This is a genomic window from Streptomyces sp. NPDC049915 (genome assembly GCF_040656475.1).
Classification (GTDB): Bacteria; Actinomycetota; Actinomycetes; order Streptomycetales; family Streptomycetaceae; genus Streptomyces.
The window spans coordinates 83656-107375 of the sequence record NZ_JBFAMH010000019.1 but is presented as its reverse complement, the minus strand read 5'-3'; the positions used below and the strand labels follow the sequence as shown (position 1 = coordinate 107375).

The 23720-nt window shown below is 70.8% G+C and carries 19 protein-coding genes; 1 reads left to right on the top strand and 18 read right to left on the bottom strand.

Going from position 1 to position 23720, the window contains the following annotated elements:
• Positions 1-15: 15 nt before the first annotated feature.
• The 4 genes from AB0J12_RS27840 to AB0J12_RS27825 all read right to left on the bottom strand — a co-directional run bounded on the left by AB0J12_RS27840 (position 16) and on the right by AB0J12_RS27825 (position 3497).
• On the bottom strand, positions 16-486 hold the full coding sequence (locus AB0J12_RS27840) for a GNAT family N-acetyltransferase (protein ID WP_363267192.1): 471 nt from the start codon (positions 484-486) through the stop codon (positions 16-18).
• Positions 483-1427 carry an RluA family pseudouridine synthase gene (locus AB0J12_RS27835; RefSeq protein ID WP_363267191.1) on the bottom strand — a complete coding sequence of 315 codons (945 nt, stop codon included), beginning with the start codon at positions 1425-1427 and terminating at the stop codon, positions 483-485. Before AB0J12_RS27835 ends, AB0J12_RS27840 begins: the two co-directional genes overlap by 4 nt.
• Before the next feature lie 52 nt (positions 1428-1479).
• Positions 1480-2079 (bottom strand): signal peptidase II, encoded by a 600-nt coding sequence (gene lspA, locus AB0J12_RS27830; protein WP_363267190.1) that lies wholly within the window; start codon positions 2077-2079, stop codon positions 1480-1482.
• Between the two features lie 80 nt (positions 2080-2159).
• Positions 2160-3497, bottom strand: coding sequence for a TraR/DksA family transcriptional regulator (locus tag AB0J12_RS27825; RefSeq protein WP_363267189.1), 1338 nt, complete (start codon positions 3495-3497; stop codon positions 2160-2162).
• A gap of 611 nt (positions 3498-4108) precedes the next feature.
• Here AB0J12_RS27825 and ileS point away from each other — a divergent pair.
• On the top strand, positions 4109-7252 hold the full coding sequence (gene ileS / locus AB0J12_RS27820; protein WP_363267188.1) for an isoleucine--tRNA ligase: 3144 nt from the start codon (positions 4109-4111) through the stop codon (positions 7250-7252).
• A gap of 259 nt (positions 7253-7511) precedes the next feature.
• Here ileS and AB0J12_RS27815 read toward each other — a convergent pair whose 3' ends face one another.
• The 14 genes from AB0J12_RS27815 to AB0J12_RS27750 all read right to left on the bottom strand — a co-directional run bounded on the left by AB0J12_RS27815 (position 7512) and on the right by AB0J12_RS27750 (position 23719).
• Positions 7512-8636, bottom strand: a complete 1125-nt coding sequence (locus tag AB0J12_RS27815) for a DivIVA domain-containing protein (RefSeq protein ID WP_363267187.1) — start codon at positions 8634-8636, stop codon at positions 7512-7514.
• Positions 8637-8688: 52 nt separating this feature from the next.
• Positions 8689-8979 carry a YggT family protein gene (locus AB0J12_RS27810; protein ID WP_363267186.1) on the bottom strand — a complete coding sequence of 97 codons (291 nt, stop codon included), beginning with the start codon at positions 8977-8979 and terminating at the stop codon, positions 8689-8691.
• 51 nt (positions 8980-9030) lie between these two features.
• The gene (sepF, locus tag AB0J12_RS27805) at positions 9031-9672 is read right to left on the bottom strand and encodes a cell division protein SepF (RefSeq protein WP_103782991.1); all 642 of its coding nucleotides are present in this window, start codon (positions 9670-9672) and stop codon (positions 9031-9033) included.
• Positions 9673-9801: 129 nt separating this feature from the next.
• Positions 9802-10521, bottom strand: a complete 720-nt coding sequence (locus AB0J12_RS27800) for a YggS family pyridoxal phosphate-dependent enzyme (protein ID WP_363267185.1) — start codon at positions 10519-10521, stop codon at positions 9802-9804.
• A gap of 5 nt (positions 10522-10526) precedes the next feature.
• On the bottom strand, positions 10527-11255 hold the full coding sequence (gene pgeF / locus AB0J12_RS27795) for a peptidoglycan editing factor PgeF (protein WP_363267184.1): 729 nt from the start codon (positions 11253-11255) through the stop codon (positions 10527-10529).
• Complete coding sequence (ftsZ, locus tag AB0J12_RS27790; RefSeq protein WP_363267183.1) at positions 11252-12451, bottom strand: cell division protein FtsZ; 1200 nt, start codon at positions 12449-12451, stop codon at positions 11252-11254. The genes pgeF and ftsZ overlap by 4 nt, the downstream gene beginning before the upstream one ends.
• Before the next feature lie 278 nt (positions 12452-12729).
• Complete coding sequence (locus AB0J12_RS27785) at positions 12730-13524, bottom strand: FtsQ-type POTRA domain-containing protein (RefSeq protein ID WP_363267223.1); 795 nt, start codon at positions 13522-13524, stop codon at positions 12730-12732.
• A gap of 24 nt (positions 13525-13548) precedes the next feature.
• Positions 13549-14646: an undecaprenyldiphospho-muramoylpentapeptide beta-N-acetylglucosaminyltransferase gene (murG, locus tag AB0J12_RS27780; RefSeq protein ID WP_363267182.1), complete on the bottom strand. Its 1098-nt coding sequence runs from the start codon at positions 14644-14646 to the stop codon at positions 13549-13551.
• Between the two features lie 6 nt (positions 14647-14652).
• On the bottom strand, positions 14653-16011 hold the full coding sequence (gene ftsW, locus AB0J12_RS27775; protein WP_363267181.1) for a putative lipid II flippase FtsW: 1359 nt from the start codon (positions 16009-16011) through the stop codon (positions 14653-14655).
• 68 nt (positions 16012-16079) lie between these two features.
• On the bottom strand, positions 16080-17513 hold the full coding sequence (gene murD / locus AB0J12_RS27770; protein ID WP_363267180.1) for a UDP-N-acetylmuramoyl-L-alanine--D-glutamate ligase: 1434 nt from the start codon (positions 17511-17513) through the stop codon (positions 16080-16082).
• On the bottom strand, positions 17495-18565 hold the full coding sequence (gene mraY, locus AB0J12_RS27765; RefSeq protein WP_361632849.1) for a phospho-N-acetylmuramoyl-pentapeptide-transferase: 1071 nt from the start codon (positions 18563-18565) through the stop codon (positions 17495-17497). Before mraY ends, murD begins: the two co-directional genes overlap by 19 nt.
• Entirely contained in the window at positions 18565-19980 is a 1416-nt protein-coding gene (murF, locus tag AB0J12_RS27760; protein WP_363267179.1) for a UDP-N-acetylmuramoyl-tripeptide--D-alanyl-D-alanine ligase, read from the bottom strand. The genes mraY and murF overlap by 1 nt, the downstream gene beginning before the upstream one ends.
• 4 nt (positions 19981-19984) lie before the next feature.
• Complete coding sequence (locus AB0J12_RS27755; RefSeq protein WP_363267178.1) at positions 19985-21640, bottom strand: UDP-N-acetylmuramoyl-L-alanyl-D-glutamate--2,6-diaminopimelate ligase; 1656 nt, start codon at positions 21638-21640, stop codon at positions 19985-19987.
• Positions 21641-21736: 96 nt separating this feature from the next.
• Complete coding sequence (locus tag AB0J12_RS27750) at positions 21737-23719, bottom strand: penicillin-binding protein 2 (RefSeq protein WP_363267177.1); 1983 nt, start codon at positions 23717-23719, stop codon at positions 21737-21739.
• Position 23720: the final 1 nt, after the last annotated feature.

The window sequence follows — 23720 nt, the reverse complement described above, 5'->3', positions numbered from 1 at the left end:
GAGCGCGCCCACCGCTCACAGCACGCGGCGCATGGCCCGGTGCGGGATGCCGGCGTCCGGGAACTCGGGGCCGTACACCTCGTAGCCGAGGCGCTCGTAGAAGCCCAGCGCGTGCGTCTGCGCGTGCAGGTCCACGGCCGTCAGGCCACGCGCGCGTGCCGCCTCCTCGATGGCCCGCACCAGCGCCGCACCGACGCCTAGCCCGCGGGCCGCCTGGGTCACGGCGAGCCGGCCGAGGGAGCCGACCGCCGGGTCGCCGCCGTTCTTGGCGGCGGCCGCCTCGCCGTACAGCAGGCGTCCGGTGCCGAGCGGCACGCCGTCCGCGCGGACCGCGAGGACGTGCACGGCACCGGCGTCGTAGGCGTCGTACTCGATGTCCTCGGGGACGCCCTGCTCGCGCACGAAGACGTCCTTGCGCACCGCGAAGCACGCCTCGCGGTCGGCCGGGTCCTCGGCGACCCGGACCTCGTACGCTTCCGCACTCATGCGTAGGTCTCCTCCCGGACCTGGTCCAGGGCGCGCTGCAGGTCCTCGGGGTAGTCGCTGGCGAACTCCACCCACTCGCCGCTGCCGGGGTGCTCGAAACCGAGCCGTACGGCGTGCAGCCACTGGCGGGTGAGGCGCAGCCGCTTGGCGAGGGTGGGGTCGGCGCCGTAGGTGAGGTCACCGACGCAGGGGTGGCGGTGGGCGGCCATGTGCACGCGGATCTGGTGCGTGCGGCCCGTCTCCAGCTTCACGTCGAGCAGGGAGGCCGCGCGGAACGCCTCGATGAGGTCGTAGTGCGTGACGGACGGCTTGCCCTCTGCCGTCACCGCCCACTTGTAGTCGTGGTTCGGGTGGCGGCCGATGGGCGCGTCGATGGTGCCGCTGGTCGGGTCCGGGTGGCCCTGGACGAGCGTGTGGTAGCGCTTGTCGACCGTGCGCTCCTTGAACTGGCGCTTGAGTGACGTGTATGCGTACTCGGACTTGGCGACCACCATCAGGCCGGACGTGCCGACGTCCAGGCGGTGCACGATGCCCTGACGCTCGGCGGCACCCGAGGTGGAGATCCGGTAGCCGGCCGCGGCGAGCCCGCCGATGACCGTGGGGCCGCTCCAGCCGGGGCTGGGATGGGCCGCGACGCCGACCGGCTTGACGATCACGACCACGTCGTCGTCGTCGTGCACGATCTCCATGCCCTCGACCGGCTCGGCGACGACCTGCACCGGCGCGGGCGCCTGCGGCATCTCGACCTCGAGCCAGGCCCCGCCGTGCACCCGCTCCGACTTTCCGACCACCGCCCCGTCGACCGCGACCTTCCCGGCCGCGGCCAGCTCGGCCGCCTTGGTGCGGGAGAAGCCGAACATGCGGGAGATGGCGGCGTCGACGCGCTCGCCCTCCAGGCCGTCGGGCACGGGCAGGGTACGGATCTCGGGAAGCGTGCTCACCCGTCGAGTATGCCGGACGGGGCCGACAGCCCCGAACGCCCGTCCCGGCGCCTCAGTCCTTGTGGACGGTGCCGTCCGGGTCGAGTCCCTTGAAGGAGAGCAGCACGATCAGGATGCCGCCGCACACGATCGCCGAGTCGGCGAGGTTGAACACGGCGAAGTGCTTGGGCGCGATGAAGTCCACGACGGCGCCCTCGAACACACCCGGCGTGCGGAAGATCCGGTCGGTGAGGTTGCCGAGCGCACCGCCGAGCAGCAGGCCCAGCGCGATCGCCCAGGGCAGGCTGTACAGCTTGCGCGCGAGCCGGGCGATGACGACGATCACGGCCGCCGCGATCACCGTGAAGATCACGGTGAAGGCCTCACCGAAGCCGAACGCGGCGCCCGCGTTGCGGATCGCGTCCAGCTTCAGCCAGTCACCGATGATCTCGATCGGGGCGTGGTGCTCCAGCTTCGCGACCACGAGCATCTTGCTGACCAGGTCGACCAGGTACGCGAAGGCGGCGACCGCGAACAGCACGGCGATCCGCCGCCCGCCCTTGGGCCGCACGTCGGCCCCGGCCCGCCCGTCCGAACCGGACGACTGGTCCGGTTCGGATCCCGGCGCCTCAGGAGTCTCCGGCGTACCGATGATGCGCTCCGCCTCTGCCACGTGAGTCCCTCAACCTAGGTACCTGACTGAGGACGAGGGTACGGCACGCCCACCGGCACCCCGATACCCATCAGTACCCATCAGTACCTGCGCTCCTGCTTCTGCTTGCACTCCACGCAGAGGGTGGCGCGCGGGAACGCCTGCATGCGGGCCTTGCCGATCGGGTTGCCGCAGTTCTCGCACAGGCCGTAGGTGCCCGCGTCGAGCCGTTCCATGGCGTGCTCGATCTGCGTGAGCATCTCGCGCGCGTTGGCGGCCAGCGCCAGCTCGTGCTCGCGGGTGATGTTCTTGGTGCCGGTGTCCGCCTGGTCGTCGCCGGCGCCGTCCCCCGAGTCCCGCATGAGCCCGGCCAGGGACTTCTCCGAGGAGTCCAGCTCTGCGCGCAGCCGGTCCCCCTCGGCCTGCAGCTCCGAGCGGGCCTCCTCGACCTCCTGAGGGGTCCAGGGGTCCTCGCCGGGGCGCACCGCCAGGTCGCCCGGTTCGGCCGCGGCGACGCGTGCCTTGGGAACGGCGGTCGTGGCCGCCGTGGCCGTGCCAGGAGTCTTCTTCGCAACCACCGTCGTGGCTCCCGTCTGCTCCGCGGCCGCAGCCGCGCCCACCTTCTTGGCCGTGCTCTTCTTACGGGTCGTGCTGTTGCCCGTGCTCTTCGCCCGGGCCGTGCCGGTCGCGCCGGTCGCGCCGCGGGGTGTGCCGGTCGCGTCGGCCGCAGCCTTGGGGACCGCGGTCTTCTCGGCCGCGGCCGCTTCGGCGCCGGCCATGTGAGCCGCGGTCTTCTCGGCAGCGTTCTTTTCGGCCGGGGCCGTCCCGACGCGGGTCTTCTTGGCCGCGGTCTTCTCGGCCGGGGCCGTCCCGGCCCGGGTCGTCTTGCGGACGGTCGTCTCCCCGGCTGTCTTCTTGGGCGGGGTCGTCTTGGCGGTCCCCTTCTTCGCGACACCCTCGGTCACCGCTGTGGTCTTCTTCGCTGTCGCCTTCCCCGCCGGTTCCTTCCCCTCCGTGGCCTTCCTCGCCTCGCTCTTCTTCCCGGCCGCCTTCTTCGACGCCGCCTTGTCGACCGCCGCCGTCCTCTCCACCGCCGCCTTCGGTGCCGCCGCCGTCTTGCGCGCCGTCGCCTTCTTGGTCGCCGTCTTCTCCGCCGCCGTCTTCTCTGCCCCGGCAGACCGCGCGGCAGACCTCGCCTGCGCCGACGTCTTCGTCAGGGGGGCCTTCTTCGCGGGCGTCTTCTGATCGGCGGCCTTCTTGCCGGCGGTCTCCTTCGCAGCCGTCTTCTTCACCGTGCCGGCTTTCCCCGCAGCCGTTTTCCCCGCGGCAGCGGTCCCGGCGGCCGTCTTCCGCCCGCTCACGTCCTTGGCCGCACCGCCGGAGGCCTGCGTGGGCCCGCGGGACGCCGACTGCTGTACGGCGGTCTTTTTAGCCACCATGGCCGCGGCCCCTTCACATATTGTGATCTTGCTCGCGAATCGTGCTGGGACGATAAATCGACTTGAGTCCCGCGGCAACGGGGCACGCCGCCCGATTCGCCCACCCCGCGCCCCCCGCGCGGCAGGTCTGCATGCGTTGTGCCCAGCTCTCCGCCGGGTATGCCGCGCAGCGGCAGGTACCGGTATCCGGCCACCCGGCGCCTGCCCATTCGGGTCACGGCCGCGGCCCCCGCCCCTGCGTCCCGCCCGCGCGGAACGGGGCCGCCGCGGGAAAACCGGTCGGCCGCTGTCCGAGCGGCGCCGTACACTGGGCGGAGCGAAAAGCGTGGATGGGGACGAGTAGCGGCGTACGCAGCCCAGAGCGACCCGGGGACGGTGTGAGCCCGGGGGCGAGCGCGACGTGAAGATCACCCCGGAGCCGCCGGAAGAACACCCCGTAGGGGTCAGTAGACCCGGCATCGCGACCCCAATGAGGGGGCTCATCGGTGCACACGACGCGCCGGGGGGCCAAGGAGGGTGGTACCGCGGGAGCGCGCCGACAGCGGCGTAAGGCACGACAGGCTCTCGTCCCTCCGACGGAAGGCAGAAAGTCCGTTGGAGGAAGCTCGCAGATGACAGCGCCGACGTACCGCCAGGTGCCCGCCCAGGTCGACCTGCCCGCGCTCGAGCACGCCGTGCTCGACTTCTGGCGCGAGCACAAGATCTTCGCCAAGAGCCTGGAGCAGTCCGAGGGCCGCCCCGAATGGGTGTTCTACGAGGGCCCGCCCACCGCCAACGGCATGCCCGGCGCGCACCACATCGAGGCGCGCGTCTTCAAGGACGTCTTCCCCCGTTTCCGCACCATGCGTGGCTACCACGTGGGCCGCAAGGCCGGCTGGGACTGCCACGGCCTGCCGGTGGAGCTGGCGGTGGAGAAGGAGCTGGGCTTCTCCGGCAAGCAGGACATCGAGGCGTACGGCATCGCCGCGTTCAACGACAAGTGCCGCGAGTCCGTGACCCGGCACACCGACGCGTTCGCCGAGCTGACGACGCGCATGGGCTACTGGGTCGACCTCGACGACGCCTACCGGACCATGGACCCCGAGTACGTGGAGTCCGTGTGGTGGTCGCTGAAGGAGATCTTCAACAAGGGCCTCCTCGTCCAGGACTACCGCGTCGCCCCCTGGTGCCCGCGCTGCGGCACCGGCCTGTCCGACCACGAGCTGGCCCAGGGCTACGAGACGGTCGTCGATCCGTCGGTGTACGTCCGCTTCCCGCTGACCTCCGGCCCGCTGGCCGGCGAGGCCGCGCTGCTGGTGTGGACGACGACCCCGTGGACCCTGGTGTCCAACACGGCCGTCGCCGCGCACCCCGAGGTCACGTACGTCGTCGCCACCGACGGCGAGGAGAAGCTCGTCGTCGCCGAGCCGCTGCTCGGCAAGGCCCTCGGCGAGGACTGGGAGAGCACCGGCCAGACCTTCACCGGCGCCGAGATGGAGCGCTGGGCCTACCAGCGTCCCTTCGAACTCGTCGCGTTCCCGGAGCCTGCGCACTTCGTGGTGAACGCCGAGTACGTGACCACCGAGGACGGCACGGGTCTGGTCCACCAGTCCCCCGCCTTCGGTGAGGACGACCTCAAGGTCTGCCGCTCCTACGGCCTGCCGGTGGTCAACCCGGTCCGCCCGGACGGCACCTTCGAGGAGGACGTCCCGCTGGTCGGCGGAATCTTCTTCAAGAAGGCCGACGAGAAGCTCACCGAGGACCTCGGCGAGCGCGGCCTGCTCTTCAAGCACCTGCCGTACGAGCACAGCTACCCGCACTGCTGGCGCTGCCACACCGCGCTGCTGTACTACGCGCAGCCGTCCTGGTACATCCGCACCACTGCGATCAAGGACCGCCTGATCGCGGAGAACGAGAAGACCAACTGGTTCCCGGAAACGGTCAAGCACGGCCGCTTCGGCGACTGGCTGAACAACAACATCGACTGGGCGCTCTCCCGCAACCGTTACTGGGGCACGCCGCTGCCGATCTGGCGCTGCGAGGACGACCACCTCACCTGCGTCGGCTCCCGCGCGGAGCTGACCCAGCTGTCCGGTGCCGACCAGTCCGAGCTGGACCCGCACCGCCCGTACATCGACGACGTGACCTTCGCCTGCCCGCACGAGGGCTGCGGCGCGACGGCCACGCGCGTGCCGGAGGTCATCGACGCCTGGTACGACTCGGGTTCGATGCCGTTCGCGCAGTGGGGCTACCCGTACAAGAACAAGGACCTGTTCGAGAGCCGGTACCCGGCGCAGTTCATCTCCGAGGCGATCGACCAGACCCGCGGCTGGTTCTACACGCTGATGGCCGTCGGCACGCTCGTCTTCGACAAGTCGTCGTACGAGAACGTCGTCTGCCTGGGCCACATCCTCGCCGAGGACGGCCGCAAGATGTCCAAGCACCTGGGCAACATCCTGCAGCCGATCCCGCTCATGGACCAGCACGGCGCGGACGCGGTCCGCTGGTTCATGGCGGCCGGCGGCTCCCCGTGGGCGGCGCGCCGCGTGGGCCACGGCACCATCCAGGAGGTCGTCCGCAAGACGCTCCTCACGTACTGGAACACGGTCGCCTTCCAGGCCCTGTACGCGCGCACGTCCGGCTGGGCGCCCAGCGAGGCCGACCCGGCGCCGGCCGAGCGCCCGCTGCTGGACCGCTGGCTGCTGAGCGAGCTGCACGCGCTGACCGACCAGGTCACCCAGGCGCTGGAGGCGTACGACACCCAGCGCGCCGGCAAGCTTCTGTCGGCGTTCGTCGACGACCTGTCGAACTGGTACGTGCGCCGCTCGCGCCGCCGGTTCTGGCAGGGCGACAAGGCGGCGCTGCGCACGCTGCACGAGGTGCTGGAGACGGTCACCAAGCTGATGGCGCCGATCACCCCGTTCATCACCGAGCGGGTGTGGCAGGACCTGATCGTCCCGGTCACCCCGGGTGCGCAGGAGTCCGTGCATCTGTCCGGCTGGCCCGAGGCGGACCTGTCGGCGATCGACCCGCGGCTGTCGCAGCAGATGGTCCTGGTCCGCCGGCTGGTGGAGCTGGGCCGCGCCACGCGCGCGGAGTCCGGGGTGAAGACGCGTCAGCCGCTGTCCCGCGCGCTGATCGCTGCGGCGGGCTTCGACGCGCTCGACCCGGAACTGCACACGCAGATCACCGAGGAGCTGAACGTCTCCGCCCTTGCCTCGCTGTCCGAAGTCGGTGGCTCGCTGGTCGACACCACGGCGAAGGCGAACTTCCGGGCGCTGGGCAAGCGGTTCGGCAAGCGGGTGCAGGACGTGGCGAAGGCGATCGCGAACGCCGACGCGGCGGCGCTGTCGCTGGCGCTGCGCGAGGGCAGGGCGTCGGTCGAGGTCGACGGCGAGACGGTCGAGCTGGCTCCGGACGAGGTGATCATCACGGAGACGCCGCGTGAGGGCTGGTCGGTGGCCTCCGACTCCGGCGCCACGGTGGCGCTGGACCTGGAGATCACGGAGGAGCTGCGGCAGGCGGGCCTGGCCCGTGACGCGATCCGCCTGATCCAGGAGGCCCGCAAGAACAGCGGCCTGGATGTCGCGGACCGGATCGCGCTGCGATGGGTCTCGACCGACCCGGCGGTGATCGCCGCACTGGCCGAGCATGCGGAACTGATCGCCGAGGAGGTCCTGTCGACCGACTTCGCCCAGGGCGAGGCGGACGACAGCTTCGGTGAGCCGTTCACCGACGAGGGGCTGTCGCTCACGTTCCGGCTGCGGAAGGCGTAAGCGCCGAGCGGATCGAGAAGGGCCCGGTCTCCAGGTGAGGGGATCGGGCCCTTCTTCGTCTGTGCCGTTGCCCTGACCACTGTGCGCCCGCGCGGCGGAGCCGCATGTCGATACAGCCCCGCGCCCCTCAGAGGCGGTCACCTGCGCCGGTACCCCGGACGCAACCCGCGTAAAAAGGGCGGGCCCCCAGGACCGAAGTCCGGGGGGCCCGCCCTAGTGACGTTGCCGACGCCGTTGTCGTACTCGCCTCAGCGGCCCGTCAGTTGTCGTCCTCGTCGATCAGGAAACCGCGCATCGGCGAGGGGGCCTGGCCCATCGGAGACGGGCCCTGCGGGCGGACCGGCGCCATCGGCTGGGTCATCGCCGGCGACATCTGCTGCTGGCCGCCGTAGGACGGGCCGGACGGGCCGGAGTTGCCGCCCATCGTCTGGTTGCCACCGTACGACGGGGCGCTCGCGCCGGCCGGAGCCATGGAGGGCGCCGGGGACGGCGGCAGCGACGCGGTCGCCGGGGTGCGCGGCGGGGCCAGCGAGTCGTCGGCCTGGGTCTCCAGCTGACGCAGCTGCGACTCCAGGTACGACTTCAGTCGCGTGCGGTACTCGCGCTCGAAGCCGCGCAGGTCCTCGACCTTGCGCTCCAGCGTGGCGCGCGCGGACTCCAGGGAGCCCATGGCGACACGGTGCTTCTCCTGCGCGTCCCGCTCCAGGGCGTCGGCCTTGGCACGGGCGTCACGCTCGAGACCCTCGGCACGCGAACGCGCCTCGCCGACGATCTTGTTGGCCTCCTGACGGGCCTCGGCGATCGCCTGGTCGGCGGTCTGCTGGGCCAGCGACAGGACACGGGCGGCGCTGTCGCCACCGGGGCCCTGACCCATTCCACCGGGACCCTGGCCCATCGGACCGGGGCCGCCCATGGGGCCGCCCATCGGGCCGCCGGGGCCCATCTGGCCCTGCATCGGACCCTGGCCCATCGGACCGGGACCCATCTGGCCGGGACCCTGGGGACCCTGACCGCCCGGACCGGCCGGCAGCTGCGGGGCACCGCTCGGCAGCTGGGGCGGGCCGCCCATGGGGCCGCCCATCTGCTGCTGCGGCGGGCCCGATATGCCGGCGGGCACCGGCTGGCCGGGACCTCGCATGCCCTGCGGCGGCTGCTGCTGCTGGTCCTGCTGGTCCTGAGGCTTGCGCATGTTCTGCTGGTTCTGCGCGGCCGCGCGCGTGGCGGCGGCCAGCTTGGCGCGCAGGTCCTCGTTCTCGCGGAGCAGGCGGGTCAGTTCGGCTTCGACCTCGTCGAGGAAGGCATCGACCTCGTCCTCGTCATAGCCTTCTCGGAGGCGGACGGTCGTGAACTGCTTGTTCCGCACGTCCTCGGGGGTCAACGGCATCTCTTCACCTCAACGTAGTCATCGGCAGTCGGCAAGACCGTATCGTCCACATTCACCTCGCGAAGCTGCCCACGATGGAGATCAGGATGTAGACGATGATCATCAGTACGAAGAAGGACAGGTCGAGCGCCACGCCCCCGAGACGCAGCGGCGGAATGAACCGCCGCAGAAGCTTCAACGGTGGATCGGTGACAGTGTAGGTGGCCTCCAGGACGACCACCATCGCCTTGCCGGGTTGCCACGAGCGGGCGAACTGGAAGACGTAGTCCATGACCAACCGGAAGATCAGCACGACGAGGAACACCATCAGCGCGATGTAGATCACCTGCGCGAACACGCTCATGGCTGGTGCTTCCCTCTCCCCTGTTTCGTACTGCGTTTCCGGTCGTGCGTCTCAGCTCTGGTTGAAGAACCCGCCTTCTGCGATGCGGGCCTTGTCCTCCGCCGTGACATCGACGTTAGCAGGCGACAACAGGAACACCTTCTGCGTCACCCGCTCGATGCTGCCGTGAAGACCAAACACCAGACCGGCCGCAAAGTCGACAAGTCGCTTCGCGTCTGTGTCATCCATCTCAGTCAGATTCATGATCACCGGGGTGCCCTCACGGAAGTGTTCCCCGATGGTACGGGCCTCGTTGTAGGTCCGCGGGTGAAGTGTGGTGATCCGGTACGGCTCTCGTTCCGACACGACCTTGGGCATGATCACCGGTGCGTTCTTCTCCAGGGACTGACGTTCTTGTGTGATGGATGACACGGGCGCGATGCGCGCCGGGCGGCTGGATTCCGCGGGGAGCGAAGCGGCGCGTGCCACCGGCTCACGCGGGGCGGGCGGTTGGACGATTCGCACCTCTTCGTCCCTTTGGGACTGATGCGCACCGTGAGACTGGTGGGACGGCTCGTGCCGTCGGTGATCCCGCTCGGGCTCCGGGTCCAGCTCGGGCTCGAAGTCGTCATCGGGGTCGAATCCCCGGCCGTCGTACCCATCGTCCTCCACGAGGCCGAGGTAGACCGCCATCTTGCGCATCGCGCCGGCCATACTCTGAGTCCTCCGCTCTGTGGTGGATCGGCTGACGCCTGCCGAGTGCCTGCGATCCACGTGGTCCTTCTGCCCGCCTTTCAGCGGAAATGACCATATTTTCTGCTGTGGTCCGACTTCTTGGCGACGTTACCGGAGCCTGGGGCGGACTCCGAGTACCGCCGTACCGACGCGCACATGTGTCGCCCCGGCCGCCACGGCCTCCTCGAGGTCCGCACTCATCCCTGCCGAGACCATGGTTGCAGTCGGATGGGTTCGGCGCAGGTCAGTCGACAAATCCATCAACCGCTCGAACGCAGCGCGTTGGCGACCGGCGTACTCCCCGGTGAGCGGGGCGACGGTCATCAGGCCCTCGAGCCGCAGCCCCGGCGAGGCGGCGACGAGGTCGGCCAACTCTTCGATTCCCGCGGGAGCCACGCCCCCGCGCTCCCCCCTCCCGCTCGCGCCCGCGTCGAGCGCGACCTGGAGGAGGCAGCCGATCTCCCGACCGGCCCGCACGGCCTCCTTCGACAGAGCCGTGACGAGCTTGACGCGGTCGACGGACTGCACGAGATCTGCGTAACCGATCACGGAACGCACCTTGTTGGTCTGCAACTGACCGACGAAGTGCCACGAGAGGGGCAGATCCGCGCACTCGGCAGCCTTGGGCGCCGCGTCCTGGTCGCGGTTCTCCGCGACATGGCGCACCCCGAGCTCCGCGAGAATCCGCACGTCACTCGCCGGATAGGTCTTGGTGACCACGATCAGGGTCACCTCGTCACGCGGGCGCCCGGCCGCCGCGCACGCGGCGGCGATGCGCTCCTCCACCTTCGCCAGGTTCCCGGCGAGTTCGTCCCTGCGGTCCGTCATGCCCATCAGTCCAGCCACACATAGCCCGCGAGCCGCCCGGTGGTGCGGTCGCGGCGGTACGAGAAGTGGTCGCGCGACTCGCGCGTGCACACCGGCGAGTGCTCCCGGTCGCGCACCCCGAGCCGCTCGAGCTGGGCATGCACGCCGGCGCTCACATCGAGCGCCGGTGTGCCCCAGCTCGTCTCGGCGTACGCCGCCGGTTCGACGGCGGCCACTTCGGCGCGCATCTCCTCGGGCACCTCGTAGCACCGGCCGCACACCGCGGGGCCGGTGCGGGCGACGATCCGGGACGGCTCGGCGCCCAGGTCCATCATCGCGCGTAGCGCCGCGGGCACGACTCCGGCGACCATGCCGGGCCGGCCGGCGTGGGCCGCGGCGACGACCCCGGCGACCGGGTCGGCGAGCAGGACCGGAGTGCAGTCGGCGGTGAGCACGGCGAGGGCGAGGCCGCGCCGGGTGGTGACGATCGCGTCCACCTCCGGCACGGGCCGCCCGCCCCACGGCCCGTCGACCACGGCGACGTCGTCGCCGTGCACCTGGTTCATCCACACCACCCGCGCCGCGTCCAGTCCGAGGGACTTCGCGGCCAGCTCACGGTTGGTGGTGACGGCGTCGGGGTCGTCGCCGACCGCGCCGCCGAGGTTGAGCTCCTCGTACGGAACGGCGCTCACCCCGCCCCACCGGTCGGTGAAGGCGAAGTGCGCGCCGTTCGCGGTGTCGCGCTGTCCTATCACTTCAGGAAGTCCGGGACGTCCAGTTCCTCGGCCGCACTGTCCGAGTAGCTCCGCGGCGCCGGGGTGATGGGCGGGGCGACCGGGATGTCGGGCGCGGGCTCGGGAGCGGGAGCGGGCTCCGGCTCCTCCTTGGGCTTGACGCTCCCGAGCGAGCCGAAGGACGGGCGGCTCTCGGGCTGCCGTACCGGAGCGGGCTCCTCGCGCTTGGCCGAGGAGGAGCCGAGGACGTTGTCCCGCTTGGCCGGGGGCTGGCCGCCGTCGAAGCCGGCCGCGATCACGGTGACCCGGACCTCGTCACCGAGGGCGTCGTCGATGACGGCACCGAAGATGATGTTGGCCTCGGGGTGGGCGGCCTCGCTGACCAGCTGGGCGGCCTCGTTGATCTCGAACAGGCCGAGGTCGGAGCCGCCGGAGATGGACAGCAGCACGCCGCGGGCGCCGTCGATGGACGCCTCCAGCAGCGGGGAGGAGATCGCCATCTCGGCCGCGGCCACCGCGCGGTCGTCGCCGCGGGCCGAGCCGATGCCCATCAGCGCCGAACCGGCCTCGGACATGACCGACTTGACGTCGGCGAAGTCGAGGTTGATCAGGCCGGGGGTGGTGATGAGGTCGGTGATGCCCTGGACACCGGAGAGCAGGACCTGGTCGGCCGACTTGAAGGCGTCCAGGACCGAGACCTGGCGGTCCGAGATGGACAGCAGCCGGTCGTTGGGGATGACGATGAGGGTGTCGACCTCTTCGCGGAGTTCGGCGATGCCGTCCTCGGCCTGGTTCGCGCGGCGCCGTCCCTCGAAGGTGAACGGGCGTGTGACCACGCCGATGGTGAGGGCGCCGAGCGAGCGTGCGATGTTGGCCACGACGGGTGCGCCGCCGGTGCCGGTGCCGCCGCCTTCACCGGCCGTCACGAAGACCATGTCGGCCCCCTTGAGGACCTCCTCGATCTCCTCGCGGTGATCCTCGGCGGCCTTGCGGCCGACGGCCGGATTGGCTCCGGCGCCGAGTCCCCGGGTGAGTTCACGGCCGACGTCGAGCTTGACGTCGGCGTCGCTCATCAACAGAGCTTGCGCGTCGGTGTTGATGGCGATGAACTCGACGCCCTTGAGACCGACCTCGATCATCCGGTTGATGGCATTGACACCACCGCCGCCGACACCGATGACTTTGATGACTGCGAGGTAGTTCTGCGGTGCTGCCACGTCGAAGGCCTCTCGCCTCGAGTTACGTGTCGCCGTCTCGCGTTGTGGCGCGCTCCGGCGACTGATGCCGAATGGGACGGTCCGAATCGCCGACCCGAACCCTAACCCTGAAGTTTAGGGTTACCAGTGTGTCTGTTCCTTGGAGTCTTCTGAACAGGACACTAAGTCGACAAGTGGCGCACGTTCAACGAACACGCCGAACCTCCCGTTTTTCTTTTCACCCTATGTGATCAGCCGTAGCGCTGCCCAACCAGGGTGCTGGCCTGCGCGGATGTGCGTCAACTCCCCGCTGACGCGGGGGCGGTGGGGACACTCACGTCGAAGTGCCGCGCACGCGGGGCGGCTTTCATCAGCGCGGTGAGGGTACGGGCCTTCAGGGACCCCTTCTCGGCACTCCCCCAGGCCACCGTGCGGTTGCCACCCAGCTCCAGCGAGATGTCGTCATAGGAACGGACCTTGACCACACGGGTCTCGTGCGCCACGGCGGCCGGGAGGGAGCCCGCCACGGACACCGCCGCGCGCACCAGCCGGCCCTCGCCGAAACGGCGCAGGCTCGCGGTGGCGGAACCCGGTTGAGCGGTCATCAATTGCAGCAGCGGAACGCCCTTAATCGGCTCGGAAATCACGGCAAAACGGACGCCTTCCGCGTCCACTTCCATGAAGTTTCTACCGTTTTGCACGAGAAGAACCGGAGTCCGCTCGGTCACTTTCAGCGTGATTCCGTGCGGCCAGGAACGCGCCACGTCCACCGTGTCGATCCGCAGCAGTTTCCGGCGCAGCCGCGCCTCGATCGCGTCGGTGTCGACCGACGCCAGGGGTTCCCCGAGCGGCACCCGCGCCACGTCACGCACCTGCCGCGGGGTCAGTTCCCGGGTGCCGGAGACGGTGACCCGGTCCACGCGCAGCCACTGGGAACCGTAGAGCGCCCACAGGGCGCCCGCCGCGACCAGGACGAACGCCAGCGCAAGGACGATGATCATACGAAGCCGGCGCCGCCCCAGCCTGCGGACCAGGGGCGGGCCGGACGACTCCTGCTGGCGTTCCCCGCGCTCGGCGGTCGTCGATCCGGCCACGCTCCTGCCCTTCGTCATACGTGCCTAACGGTGTGCACGATGGGCGGCGATCGCCTCGTACACCATGCCGACGAGGAGGTCGTCGGCGTCCCGGCGGCCGAACTCGGCGGCGGCGCGGGACATCTGGTACAGCCGGTGCGGGTCGGCGAGCACGGGCAGGACGTTGTGCTGCACCCACTCCGGGGTGAGGTCCGCGTCGTCGACCAGCAGACCACCGCCGGCCTTGACCACCGGCTGGGCGTTCAGCCGCTGCTCGCCGTTGCCGATGGGCAGCGGGACGTAGGCGGCCGGGAGTCCGACGGCGGAGAGTTCGGCGACGGTCATCGCGCCCGCGCGGCAGAGCATCATGTCGGCCGCGGCGTACGCGAGGTCCATCCTGTCCAGGTAACTTACCGGGATGTAGGGGGGCATTCCCGGCATCTGGTGGACCTGCGGCAGTTCGTTCTTCGGACCGACCGCGTGCAGGATCTGGATGCCGGCCTGCTGCAGCCAGGGCGCGACCTGCTGGACCACCTCGTTGAGGCGGCGGGCGCCCTGCGAACCGCCGGAGACCAGCAGAGTCGGCAGGTTGGGGTCGAGGCCGAACATCGCGCGCGCCTCGGGGCGGACGGCGGCCCGGTCCAGGGTGGCGATGGAGTGGCGCAGCGGGATGCCGATGTAGCGCGCGTTCCGCAGCTTGCTGTCCGGGGTGGCGACGGCGACCTGGGCGGCGTACCGCGAGCCGATCTTGTTGGCCAGCCCCGGGCGGGCGTTCGCCTCGTGGATCACGATCGGCACGCCGAGGCGCTTGGCGGCGAGGTAGCCGGGCAGGGCGACGTATCCGCCGAAGCCGACCACGGCGTCGGCCTTGGTGCGCTCCAGGATCTGCTCGGCCGCCTTGATCGTGCCGCGCAGCCGGCCCGGGACGGTGATCAGCTCGGGGGTGGGCTTGCGTGGCAGCGGTACCGCCGGGATCAGCGCCAGCTCATAGCCCCGCTGCGGCACGAGCGTGGTCTCCAGGCCGCGCTCCGTGCCCAGGGCCGTGATCCCCACGGTCGGGTCCTGCCTGCGCAGGGCGTCCGCGAGGGCGAGCGCGGGCTCGATGTGGCCCGCGGTACCCCCGCCGGCGAGTACGACATGCACCGAAATTCACCGCTCTCCGGACGAGCGCGCCGAGGCACGCCGTCGCATCGTGTTCCAACTCCGGGCACTCCGGGCGGACCCGGAGCCCCCGGCCCCCCGCTTTCTACCAAAACGGGGTTGCCGCATCGCAAGCGCCGCCCGCGCAGCGGGATCGTCACGCGCGAAGGCGATCAGCAACCCGATGGCGAACATGGTCGGCAGCAGGGCGGAACCCCCGTAGGAGAACAGCGGGAGCGGGACGCCGGCGATCGGCAGCAGGCCGAGCACCGCACCGATGTTGATCACCGCCTGGGCGGTGATCCAGGTGGTCACGCCTCCCGCGGCATACCTCACGAAGGGGTCCTCCGTGCGTCCGGCCACGCGGATACCCGCATAGCCTAGAGCCGCGAACAGGGCGAGGACCGACAGCGTCCCCGCCAGACCCAGTTCCTCACCGGTGACGGCGAAGATGAAGTCGGTGTGCGCTTCGGGGAGTTGGCCCCATTTTTCCACACTCGCACCGAGCCCGGAACCGAACAGTCCGCCCGAGGCGAGGGCGTAGATCCCGTGCACGGCCTGCCAGCAGCTGTCTCCCGCCCCCGGATCGGTGGCGCCGATGCAGGCCAGGCGGGCCATCCGGTTGGGGCTGGTCTTGATCAAGATCACACCGAGGGTGGCCGCCACGGACAGCACGCCGACGAACATCCGCGTCGGCGCCCCCGCGAGCCACAGCAGGCCGAACAGGATCGCCGTGAGGATGATCGCCGTGCCCATGTCGCCGCCGAGCATGATCAGCCCGAGCAGCAGGAACGCCATCGGCACGAGCGGGACCAGCATGTGCTTCCACTGGTTGAGCAGGTTCTTGTCCTGCTTGCGGGCCATGAGGTCGGCGCCCCACAGCACCAGCGCCAGCTTGCCGAACTCACTGGGCTGGATCTGGAAGGAGCCGCCGAGCGAGATCCAGTTCTGGTTGCCGTTGACCGCCATCCCTATCCCCGGCACCTGCACCAGGGCCATCAGGAACACCGCGCCCGCGAGGATCGGGTAGGCGAGCCCCCGGTGCAGCTTCACCGGCATCCGGGAGGCGGCGTACAGCAGCGCACCGCCGATCACCGCGGCCAGCAGCTGCTTGCGGAAGAAGTACGAGCCGGTCAGCCCCATCTGCAGCGCGGTGATCTGGGAGGCCGAGTAGACCATCACCAGGCCGAGCACGGTGATCAGCGCGCTGCCGCCGACGATCAGGTAGTAGGCGGTCAGCGGCCGGTCCCAGGCCCGCTGCGCCCGCGTGTACGCCCTGGTGAGGGCGTTGTCGCGCGGCGGGCGAGGGGCGGGGGGCCGGCGCACGGCCCGCTGCACGGGCGGCCGGCCGGTACGGCTACTGGGCATCAGCGCCTCCGCTGCGCATCGCGCGTCCCACGCGTCCCTCCGAGGTCGCCCGGCGCCAGGCGGCCGGGTCAGGCGCCGAGTTCGGACACGGCCTGAGCGAACGCGTCGCCGCGCTTGTTGTAGTTGGCGAACATGTCCATGGAGGCGCAGGCCGGGGCGAGCAGCACCGTGTCGCCGGGCTCGGCGAGCCGCTGGGCCTCCTGGACAGCCTGGAGCATCGCCCCAGTGTCGGTCCGGTCGAGGTCGACGACGGGTACTTCCGGGGCGTGTCGCGCGAGGGCCTCCCGGATGAGGGCCCGATCGGCGCCGATCAGGACGACACCGCGCAGCCGCTTCGCCGCGCCCGCGACCAGCTCGTCGAACGTCGCGCCCTTCGCCAGACCGCCGGCAATCCATACGATCGACTCATATGCCGCCAACGAGGCCTGCGCGGCGTGCGTGTTGGTGGCCTTGGAGTCGTCGACGTAGGCGACGCCGTCCACGTCCGCCACGTGCGCGATGCGGTGCGCGTCCGGGCGGAAGTTCCGCAGCCCGTCGCGTACGGCCCGGGGCTGAACGCCGAAGGCGCGGGCGAGGGCCGCCGCGGCAAGGGCGTTGGCGATGTTGTGCGGCGCGGGCGGGTTGACGTCGGAGACCTCGGCGAGCTCCTGGGCGTTCTTGTGCCGCATCTCCACGAAGGCGCGGTCGACCAGGATGCCGTCGACGACGCCGAGTTGCGAGGGCGCGGGCGCGCCGAGGGTGAACCCGATGGCGCGGCAGCCCTCTTCGACGTCCGCCTCGCGCACCAGGTCCTCGGTAGCCTTGTCGGCGACGTTGTAGACGCAGGCCACCCGGTTGCCCTCGTAGATGCGGCCCTTGTCGCGCGCGTACGCCTCCATGGAGCCGTGCCAGTCCAGGTGGTCCGGGGCGAGGTTCAGCACGGCCGCGGAGTGGGCGCGCAGCGAGGGCGCCCAGTGCAGCTGGTAGCTGGACAGCTCCACGGCGAGGACGTCGTAGGTCTCCTCGCCGAGGACGGCGTCCAGCAGGGAGACGCCGATGTTGCCGACGGCGGCGGTGCGCAGCCCCGCGGCCTTCAGGATGGAGGCCAGCATCTGCACGGTGGTGGTCTTGCCGTTGGTGCCGGTCACGCACAGCCAGGGCGCTGCGTCGGGCCCGCGCAGCCGCCAGGCCAGCTCGACGTCGCCCCAGACCTCGATGCCGGCCTTCTGCGCCGCCTGGAAGAGCGGCTTGGTGGGCTTCCAGCCCGGCGCGGTGACGATCAGCTCGGTGCCCTCGGGCAGGGTGTCGCCGTCGCCGAGGCGCACGGTGACACCGAGCGCCTGGAGTTCGGCGGCCTGCTCACGCGCGCGTGCGTCGTCGCCGTCGTTGACGACCGTGACGAGGGCCCCGCGCGCGTGCAGCACCTTGGCCGCCGGGACGCCGGAGACGCCCAGTCCGGCGACGGTGATGCGCTTGCCCTGGAAGTCCGGGGACACCGAGGAGGTCACTTGTCCGCTGCCCATCCCGCGTAGAAGAGGCCCAGTCCGACGATCACACAGATGCCCTGGATGATCCAGAAGCGGACCACCACAAGTACCTCGGACCAGCCCTTGAGTTCGAAGTGGTGCTGCAGTGGCGCCATCCGGAAGACGCGCTTCCCGGTGAGCCGGAAGGAGCCGACCTGGATGACGACCGACATGGTGATGAGGACGAACAGGCCGCCCATGATGGCCACCAGCAGCTCCGTGCGGGAGAGGATGGCCAGACCGGTGAGCACACCGCCGAGGGCGAGCGAACCCGTGTCACCCATGAAGATCTTGGCGGGCGACGTGTTCCACCACAGGAAGCCCAGGCAGGCACCCATCAGCGCGGAGGACACCACCGCGAGGTCCAGCGGGTCGCGCACCTCGTAGCAGGCGCCCGGGTTGGTGAGGGTGAGCGCGTTGGCGCAGGACTCCTGGAACTGCCAGACGCCGATGAAGGTGTAGGCGCCGAAGACCAGCACGGAGGCGCCGGTGGCCAGACCGTCCAGACCGTCGGTGAGGTTCACGCCGTTGGACATCGCCAGGATCATGAACAGCGCCCACACGACGAAGAGCACCGGACCGATCGTCCAGCCGAAGTCGGTGATGAAGGACAGCTTGGTGGACGCCGGGGTGTTGCCGCGGGCGTCGGCGAACTGCAGCGAGAGCACGGCGAAGGCGATGCCGACGATCAGCTGGCCGGCCATCTTGGCCTTGGCCCGCAGGCCGAGCGAGCGCCGCTTGACGATCTTGATGTAGTCGTCGAGGAAGCCGACCAGGCCCATGCCCACCATCAGGCCGAGGACCAGCACACCCGAGTACGTCGGCGCGTAGCCGGTGATGACCTTCGCCAGGAAGTAGGCGGCGACCGTCGCCAGTATGAACGCGATACCGCCCATGGTCGGCGTGCCGCGCTTGCTGGCGTGCTCGCGCGGACCGTCGTCGCGGATGTACTGGCCGTATCCCTTGCGGGCGAGCAGTTTGATCAGCAGCGGGGTGCCGACCAGGGTGAGGAAGAGGCCAATGACTCCTGCGAACAGGATCTGCTTCATCATCGGGCGGCACCCTCACCCTCGGCACCGGTCTCGAGCAGCGCCTGCGCGACTGCTTCCAGACCGACCGAACGCGACGCCTTCACGAGTACGACGTCCCCCGGGCGCAACTCGCTGCGCAACAGGTCGACCGCCGCCTGTGCGTCGGACACGTGCACCGACTCCTCACCCCACGAACCCTCGTTATATGCGCCCAGTTGCAGCCAGGCGGCTTCCCTGCCCCCGACCGCGACGAGCTTGCTGACGTTGAGCCGGACGGCGAGCCGCCCGACCGCGTCGTGCTCGGCGAGCGCCTCGTCCCCGAGCTCGGCCATCTTGCCGAGCACCGCCCAGGTCCGCCGCCCCTTTCCCATGGCCACCAGCGCGCGCAGGGCGGCCTTCATGGACTCGGGGTTGGCGTTGTAGGCGTCGTTGACGATGGTCACGCCGTCCGGGCGCTCGGTGACCTCCATACGCCACCGGGAGAGGGAGCCTGCCTCGGAGAGCGCGGTGGCGATCTCTTCCGCGGACATGCCCAGCTCATGGGCGACGGCGGCCGCGGCGAGCGCGTTCGACACGTGGTGCTCACCGTACAGGCGCATGGTCACATCGCTTGCACCGGAGGGTGTGTGAAGCCTGAAGGAAGGCTGTCCGCTGTCCGTGAGTCGCACGTTCTCGGCGCGTACGTCCGCTTCGTCGGACTCACCGAAGAAGAGCACCTTCGCCTTGGTTCGGGAGGCCATGGCGCGGACGTACGGGTCGTCGGCGTTCAGGACCGCGACGCCGCCCTCCGCCTCGGGCGGCAGGGACTCCACCAGTTCGCCCTTGGCCTGGGCGATCTGCTCGCGGCCGCCGAACTCGCCGATGTGTGCTGAGCCGACGTTGAGCACGAGGCCGATCCGCGGCGGGGTCAGTTCGGTGAGATAGCGGATGTGCCCGATGCCGCGGGCGCCCATCTCCAGCACGAGGAACCGCGTTTCCTCGGTGGCGGACAGGGCGGTCAGCGGCAGCCCGATCTCGTTGTTGAGCGAGCCGGGTGTGAACACCGTCGGCGCCTTGCGCTGGAGCACCTGCGCGATGAGGTCCTTGGTGCTGGTCTTGCCCGCCGAGCCGGTCAGCGCGACGAGGGTTGCGCCGAGGCGTTGTACGACATGGCGGGCGAGGGCGCCGAGGGCGCGCTGGACGTCGTCCACGACGATCGCGGGCACGCCGACGGGGCGCGAGCCGAGCACCGCGGCCGCGCCCGCCCGGGCGACCTGTTCGGCGAAGTCGTGGCCGTCCACGCGCTCGCCGACGAAGGCGACGAAGAGGCTGCCGGGCTCCACCTCGCGGGAGTCCCGGACCACCGGCCCGGTCACCTGCACCGACGGATCCGGTATGTCGTACGTCTGCCCGCCGACGACGCTTGCGATCTCGGCGAGGGAGAGGGCGATCACTGGTTCATCCCTGGGTCTTCTGGATTGCTTCGCGAAGCACCTGGCGGTCGTCGAAGGGACGGACCACCCCGGCGATGTCCTGCCCCTGCTCGTGCCCCTTGCCCGCGACCAGCACGGTGTCGCCGGGCTGCGCGCGGTCGACGGCCGCGGCGATGGCGGCGGCGCGGTCCTCGAAGAGGACCACTTCGCCGCGCTCGTGCGCGGGCACCGAGGCCGCGCCCTGGAGCATGGTCGCGAGGATCGCGAGCGGGTCCTCGGAGCGGGGGTTGTCGGAGGTCAGTACGGCGGTGTCGGCGAGCCGCGCCATGGCGGCGCCCATCGGCGCGCGCTTGGTCCTGTCCCGGTCGCCGCCGCAGCCGAGCACGACGTGCAGCCGGCCCTTGGTGACCTTGCGCAGCGCCTTGAGCACGGACTCGACGGCGTCGGTCTTGTGGGCGTAGTCGACGACCGCGAGGTAGGGCTGCCCGGCGTCGACGCGCTCCAGGCGGCCCGGCACACCGGGTACGGCGGCGATGCCGTCGGCGGCGGCCTGCGGATCGAGGCCGGCCGTGGCGAGGGCGACGAGCGCGGCGAGGGTGTTCGCCACGTTGAAGGGGCCCGGCAGCGGCGACTTGGCCCGGACGCGCTGTCCGTCGGGCCCGACGACGGTGAACGTCGAGTCCATGGTGCCGACCTCGACGTCCTCGGCGCGCCAGTCGGCGTCCGGGTGGCCCTCGGCGGAGTAGGTGACGACCGGGACGGTCGCCTCCTCGGCGAGCCGGCGGCCGTAGTCGTCGTCGAGGTTGACCACGCCGCGCTTGCTGCGTTTCGGCGTGAACAGCTGCGCCTTGGCCCGGAAGTAGTCCTCCATGTCGGAGTGGAACTCCATGTGTTCCGGGCTGAGGTTGGTGAAGACGGCGACGTCGAAGACACAGCCGTCGACCCGGCCGAGCACCAGCGCGTGGCTGGAGACCTCCATGGCGACCGCCTCGACGCCGCGCTCGCGCATGACCGCGAACAGCGCCTGCAGGTCGGTGGCTTCGGGGGTGGTGCGCTCGGACTTGATGCGCTCGTCGCCGATCCGCATCTCGACGGTGCCGATGAGGCCGGTGGCGCGGGCGGTCTTCAGACCGCCCTCGACGAGGTAGGCGGTGGTGGTCTTGCCGGAGGTGCCGGTGATGCCGATCTGCAGCAGGTCCCGGCCCGGGTGGCCGTAGAGCGTGGCCGCCAGTTCGCCCATCCGTCCGCGCGGGTCGTCGACCACGAGGACCGGCAGGCCGGTGGCCGCGGCGCGCTCGGCGCCGGTCGGGTCGGTCAGCACCGCGGCCGCGCCCAGGCTCGCGGCCTGGCTGACGAAGTCGGCGCCGTGCGCGCGGGCGCCCGGCAGTGCGGCGTACAGGTCGCCGGGGCGGACCGCGCGCGAGTCGTGGGTGATGCCCGTGACCGCCGCGGCGCTCTCCGGCTGCTGGATCCCCAGCTGGTCGGCGAGGTCCGCGAGGGGTGTGGCGGAGACCTCGGCCGGCCGGGGCGGTCCCGGATAGGTCACGGAAGCGCCCTTCTGGGTGGTTTGGGACTGATCAGCGTGTGGCACGGCGGTGAGCGTACCGGGCGCACCCGCCCCTGAGCGAAGTGAGGGGCCGGAGGCGCTCTGGTTCCCGGGCTGGGGGGTGATCATGGTCACGGCTCGTTCCTGGCTGGTCGCGCTGATCGGCAGGGGTCGGGTCCGGGGTCTGGCGGGGGTCTGGGCTGTGGGTGACCGGGCCGGGGGCCGGCCCGGTCACGGCTGGTAGGAGACGGGCAGGTTCGCGGGGTGCGCGCCGGTCGGCGGGACCTGGAGGGTCTTGAGCGCGAACTCCATCACCTGCTTGTAGATGGGGCCGCAGATCTGGCCGCCGAAGTAGCTGCCCGCGGTGGCGTTCTGGATCGCGCAGTAGACGGTGACGCGCGGCTTGTCGGCGGGCGCGAACCCGGCGAAGGACGAGGTGTAGCCCTTGTAGCGGCCGGTGGCCGGATCCACGCGGTTGGCGGTGCCGGTCTTGCCCGCCACTCGGTACCCGGGAATGCGCGCCTTGATGCCGGTGCCCTGCTCGTCGTCCACGACCGATTCCAGCATCTGGGCGAGCGTCTTGGCGGTCTTGGCGCTCACCACCCTTGTCGCCTGGGGCTTCGGGGCCGGGGCGAAACGCCCGTCGGGTCCCTTGGTGCCGCGGACGAGGGTGGGTTCGACGCGTACTCCGCCGTTGGCGATGGTCGAGTAGACGGACGCCGCCTGGATGGCGTTGATGGAGAAGCCCTGGCCGAAAGGGATCGTGTACTGCTGCGAGGTCGACCACTGGGCGGGCGGCGCGAGGATGCCCTTGGTCTCGCCGGGGAAGTCGAGGCCGCTGTAGCTGCCGATGCCGAACCGGCGCAGGTAGGAGTAGAGCACCCGGTTCGCCTGCGGCTGGGTCTTGCCGAGCTGGCCGGTGGCGAGGATGGTGCCGATGTTGGAGGACTTGGCGAGCACGCCGTTGAGCGTGAGATACCAGGTGGCGTGGTCGATGTCGTCCTGGAAGAGCCGGTCGCCGCGGTGCAGCCGGTTCGGTACGACGACGTGCGTGAGCGGCGTGGCGACGTTCTCCTCCAGTACGGCGGCCATCGACATCACCTTGGCGGTGGAGCCCGGCTCGTAGGCGTCCTGCACGGCCGCATTGCCGAGCGCGGCGGGGTTGGCGTGCCGCAGGTCGCCCGGGTCGAAGCCGGGCGAGTTGGCCATGGCGAGGATCTGGCCGGTGCGGGTGTCCTGGACGATGACGTAGCCGCGGTCGGCCTTGGACTTCTTCACCTGCTCGGTGATGGCGTTCTGCGCCGCCCACTGGATGTCGCGGTCGATGGTCAGCTCGACCTGGGAGCCGGGCACGGCGGGCGTCTCCGTGGAACCCGCGGTCGGCACCTGACGGCCGCCGGACTGGGCGTAGCGGATCTTTCCTTCCTTGCCCGAGAGCATCTTGTTCAGCTGCTGCTCGACGCCTCCGCCGCCCCGGCCGTCGGCGTTGACCCAGCCCAGTATCCCGGCGGCTAGGTCGCCGTTGGGGTAGATCCGCTTGCTGCTGGGGTCGGCGAAGACGCCGGCCAGGACGTTGACGGTGGACTTGTCCGTCTCGGCCTTCTTGGCGAGGGCGAGCCTGAGGTCCTTGATCTGCGTCCACACCTGCGGGGTGCGGCTCAGGGCGAGCCGTACGTAGCGCAGGTCCTTGTCCTTCGGCCGCAGCTTCTTGACCAGGGCCGCCTGGTCCTGGCCGAGGATCGGGGCGAGCAGCGCGGCCGCCTGCTCGGGACCGTCGTCGATCTTGAGCTGCTTGCGGGTGAACATCGTGGGGTCGGCCGTGATGTCGTACGCGTCGACGCTCGCGGCCAGGGCCACGCCGTTGCGGTCGGTGATGCCGCCGCGCTCGGCCGCGAGGGTGTGCACGACGTACCGGTTCTGCTCGGCCTTGGCCGCGTAGGTGCTGGCGTCGACCGCCTGCACCTGCAGCAGGCGGAAGACGAAGGCCGCCATGACCAGGGTCAGGCCGAGGCCGACCAGGCGCAGCCGGGGACGCGCGCTGGCGAGGCGGAGCGTGCGCGGGGGCGCGGACTGGCGGGGCGGGGCCGGGCGGCGCGCCGGACGTCCGCCGGGGCCGGGCTGCCGTCGGCCCGCCCCGGATCGGGCGGGCCGGGTGGGCCGGGCGGGGCCGGGCACGCGGCGGCGCGGCGGTTTCCTGCCGAAGTCATCGACCACT

What these genes read in the sequence shown, in the direction of transcription:
- AB0J12_RS27840 (WP_363267192.1), bottom strand. Translation starts at nt 486, where the DNA reads ATGAGTGCGGAAGCGTACGAGGTCCGGGTCGCCGAGGACCCGGCCGAC.
- AB0J12_RS27825 (WP_363267189.1), bottom strand. Translation starts at nt 3,497, where the DNA reads ATGGTGGCTAAAAAGACCGCCGTACAGCAGTCGGCGTCCCGCGGGCCC.
- ileS (WP_363267188.1), top strand. Translation starts at nt 4,109, where the DNA reads ATGACAGCGCCGACGTACCGCCAGGTGCCCGCCCAGGTCGACCTGCCC.
- AB0J12_RS27815 (WP_363267187.1), bottom strand. Translation starts at nt 8,636, where the DNA reads ATGCCGTTGACCCCCGAGGACGTGCGGAACAAGCAGTTCACGACCGTC.
- AB0J12_RS27810 (WP_363267186.1), bottom strand. Translation starts at nt 8,979, where the DNA reads ATGAGCGTGTTCGCGCAGGTGATCTACATCGCGCTGATGGTGTTCCTC.
- sepF (WP_103782991.1), bottom strand. Translation starts at nt 9,672, where the DNA reads ATGGCCGGCGCGATGCGCAAGATGGCGGTCTACCTCGGCCTCGTGGAG.
- AB0J12_RS27800 (WP_363267185.1), bottom strand. Translation starts at nt 10,521, where the DNA reads ATGACGGACCGCAGGGACGAACTCGCCGGGAACCTGGCGAAGGTGGAG.
- ftsW (WP_363267181.1), bottom strand. Translation starts at nt 16,011, where the DNA reads ATGCCCAGTAGCCGTACCGGCCGGCCGCCCGTGCAGCGGGCCGTGCGC.
- murD (WP_363267180.1), bottom strand. Translation starts at nt 17,513, where the DNA reads ATGGGCAGCGGACAAGTGACCTCCTCGGTGTCCCCGGACTTCCAGGGC.
- mraY (WP_361632849.1), bottom strand. Translation starts at nt 18,565, where the DNA reads ATGAAGCAGATCCTGTTCGCAGGAGTCATTGGCCTCTTCCTCACCCTG.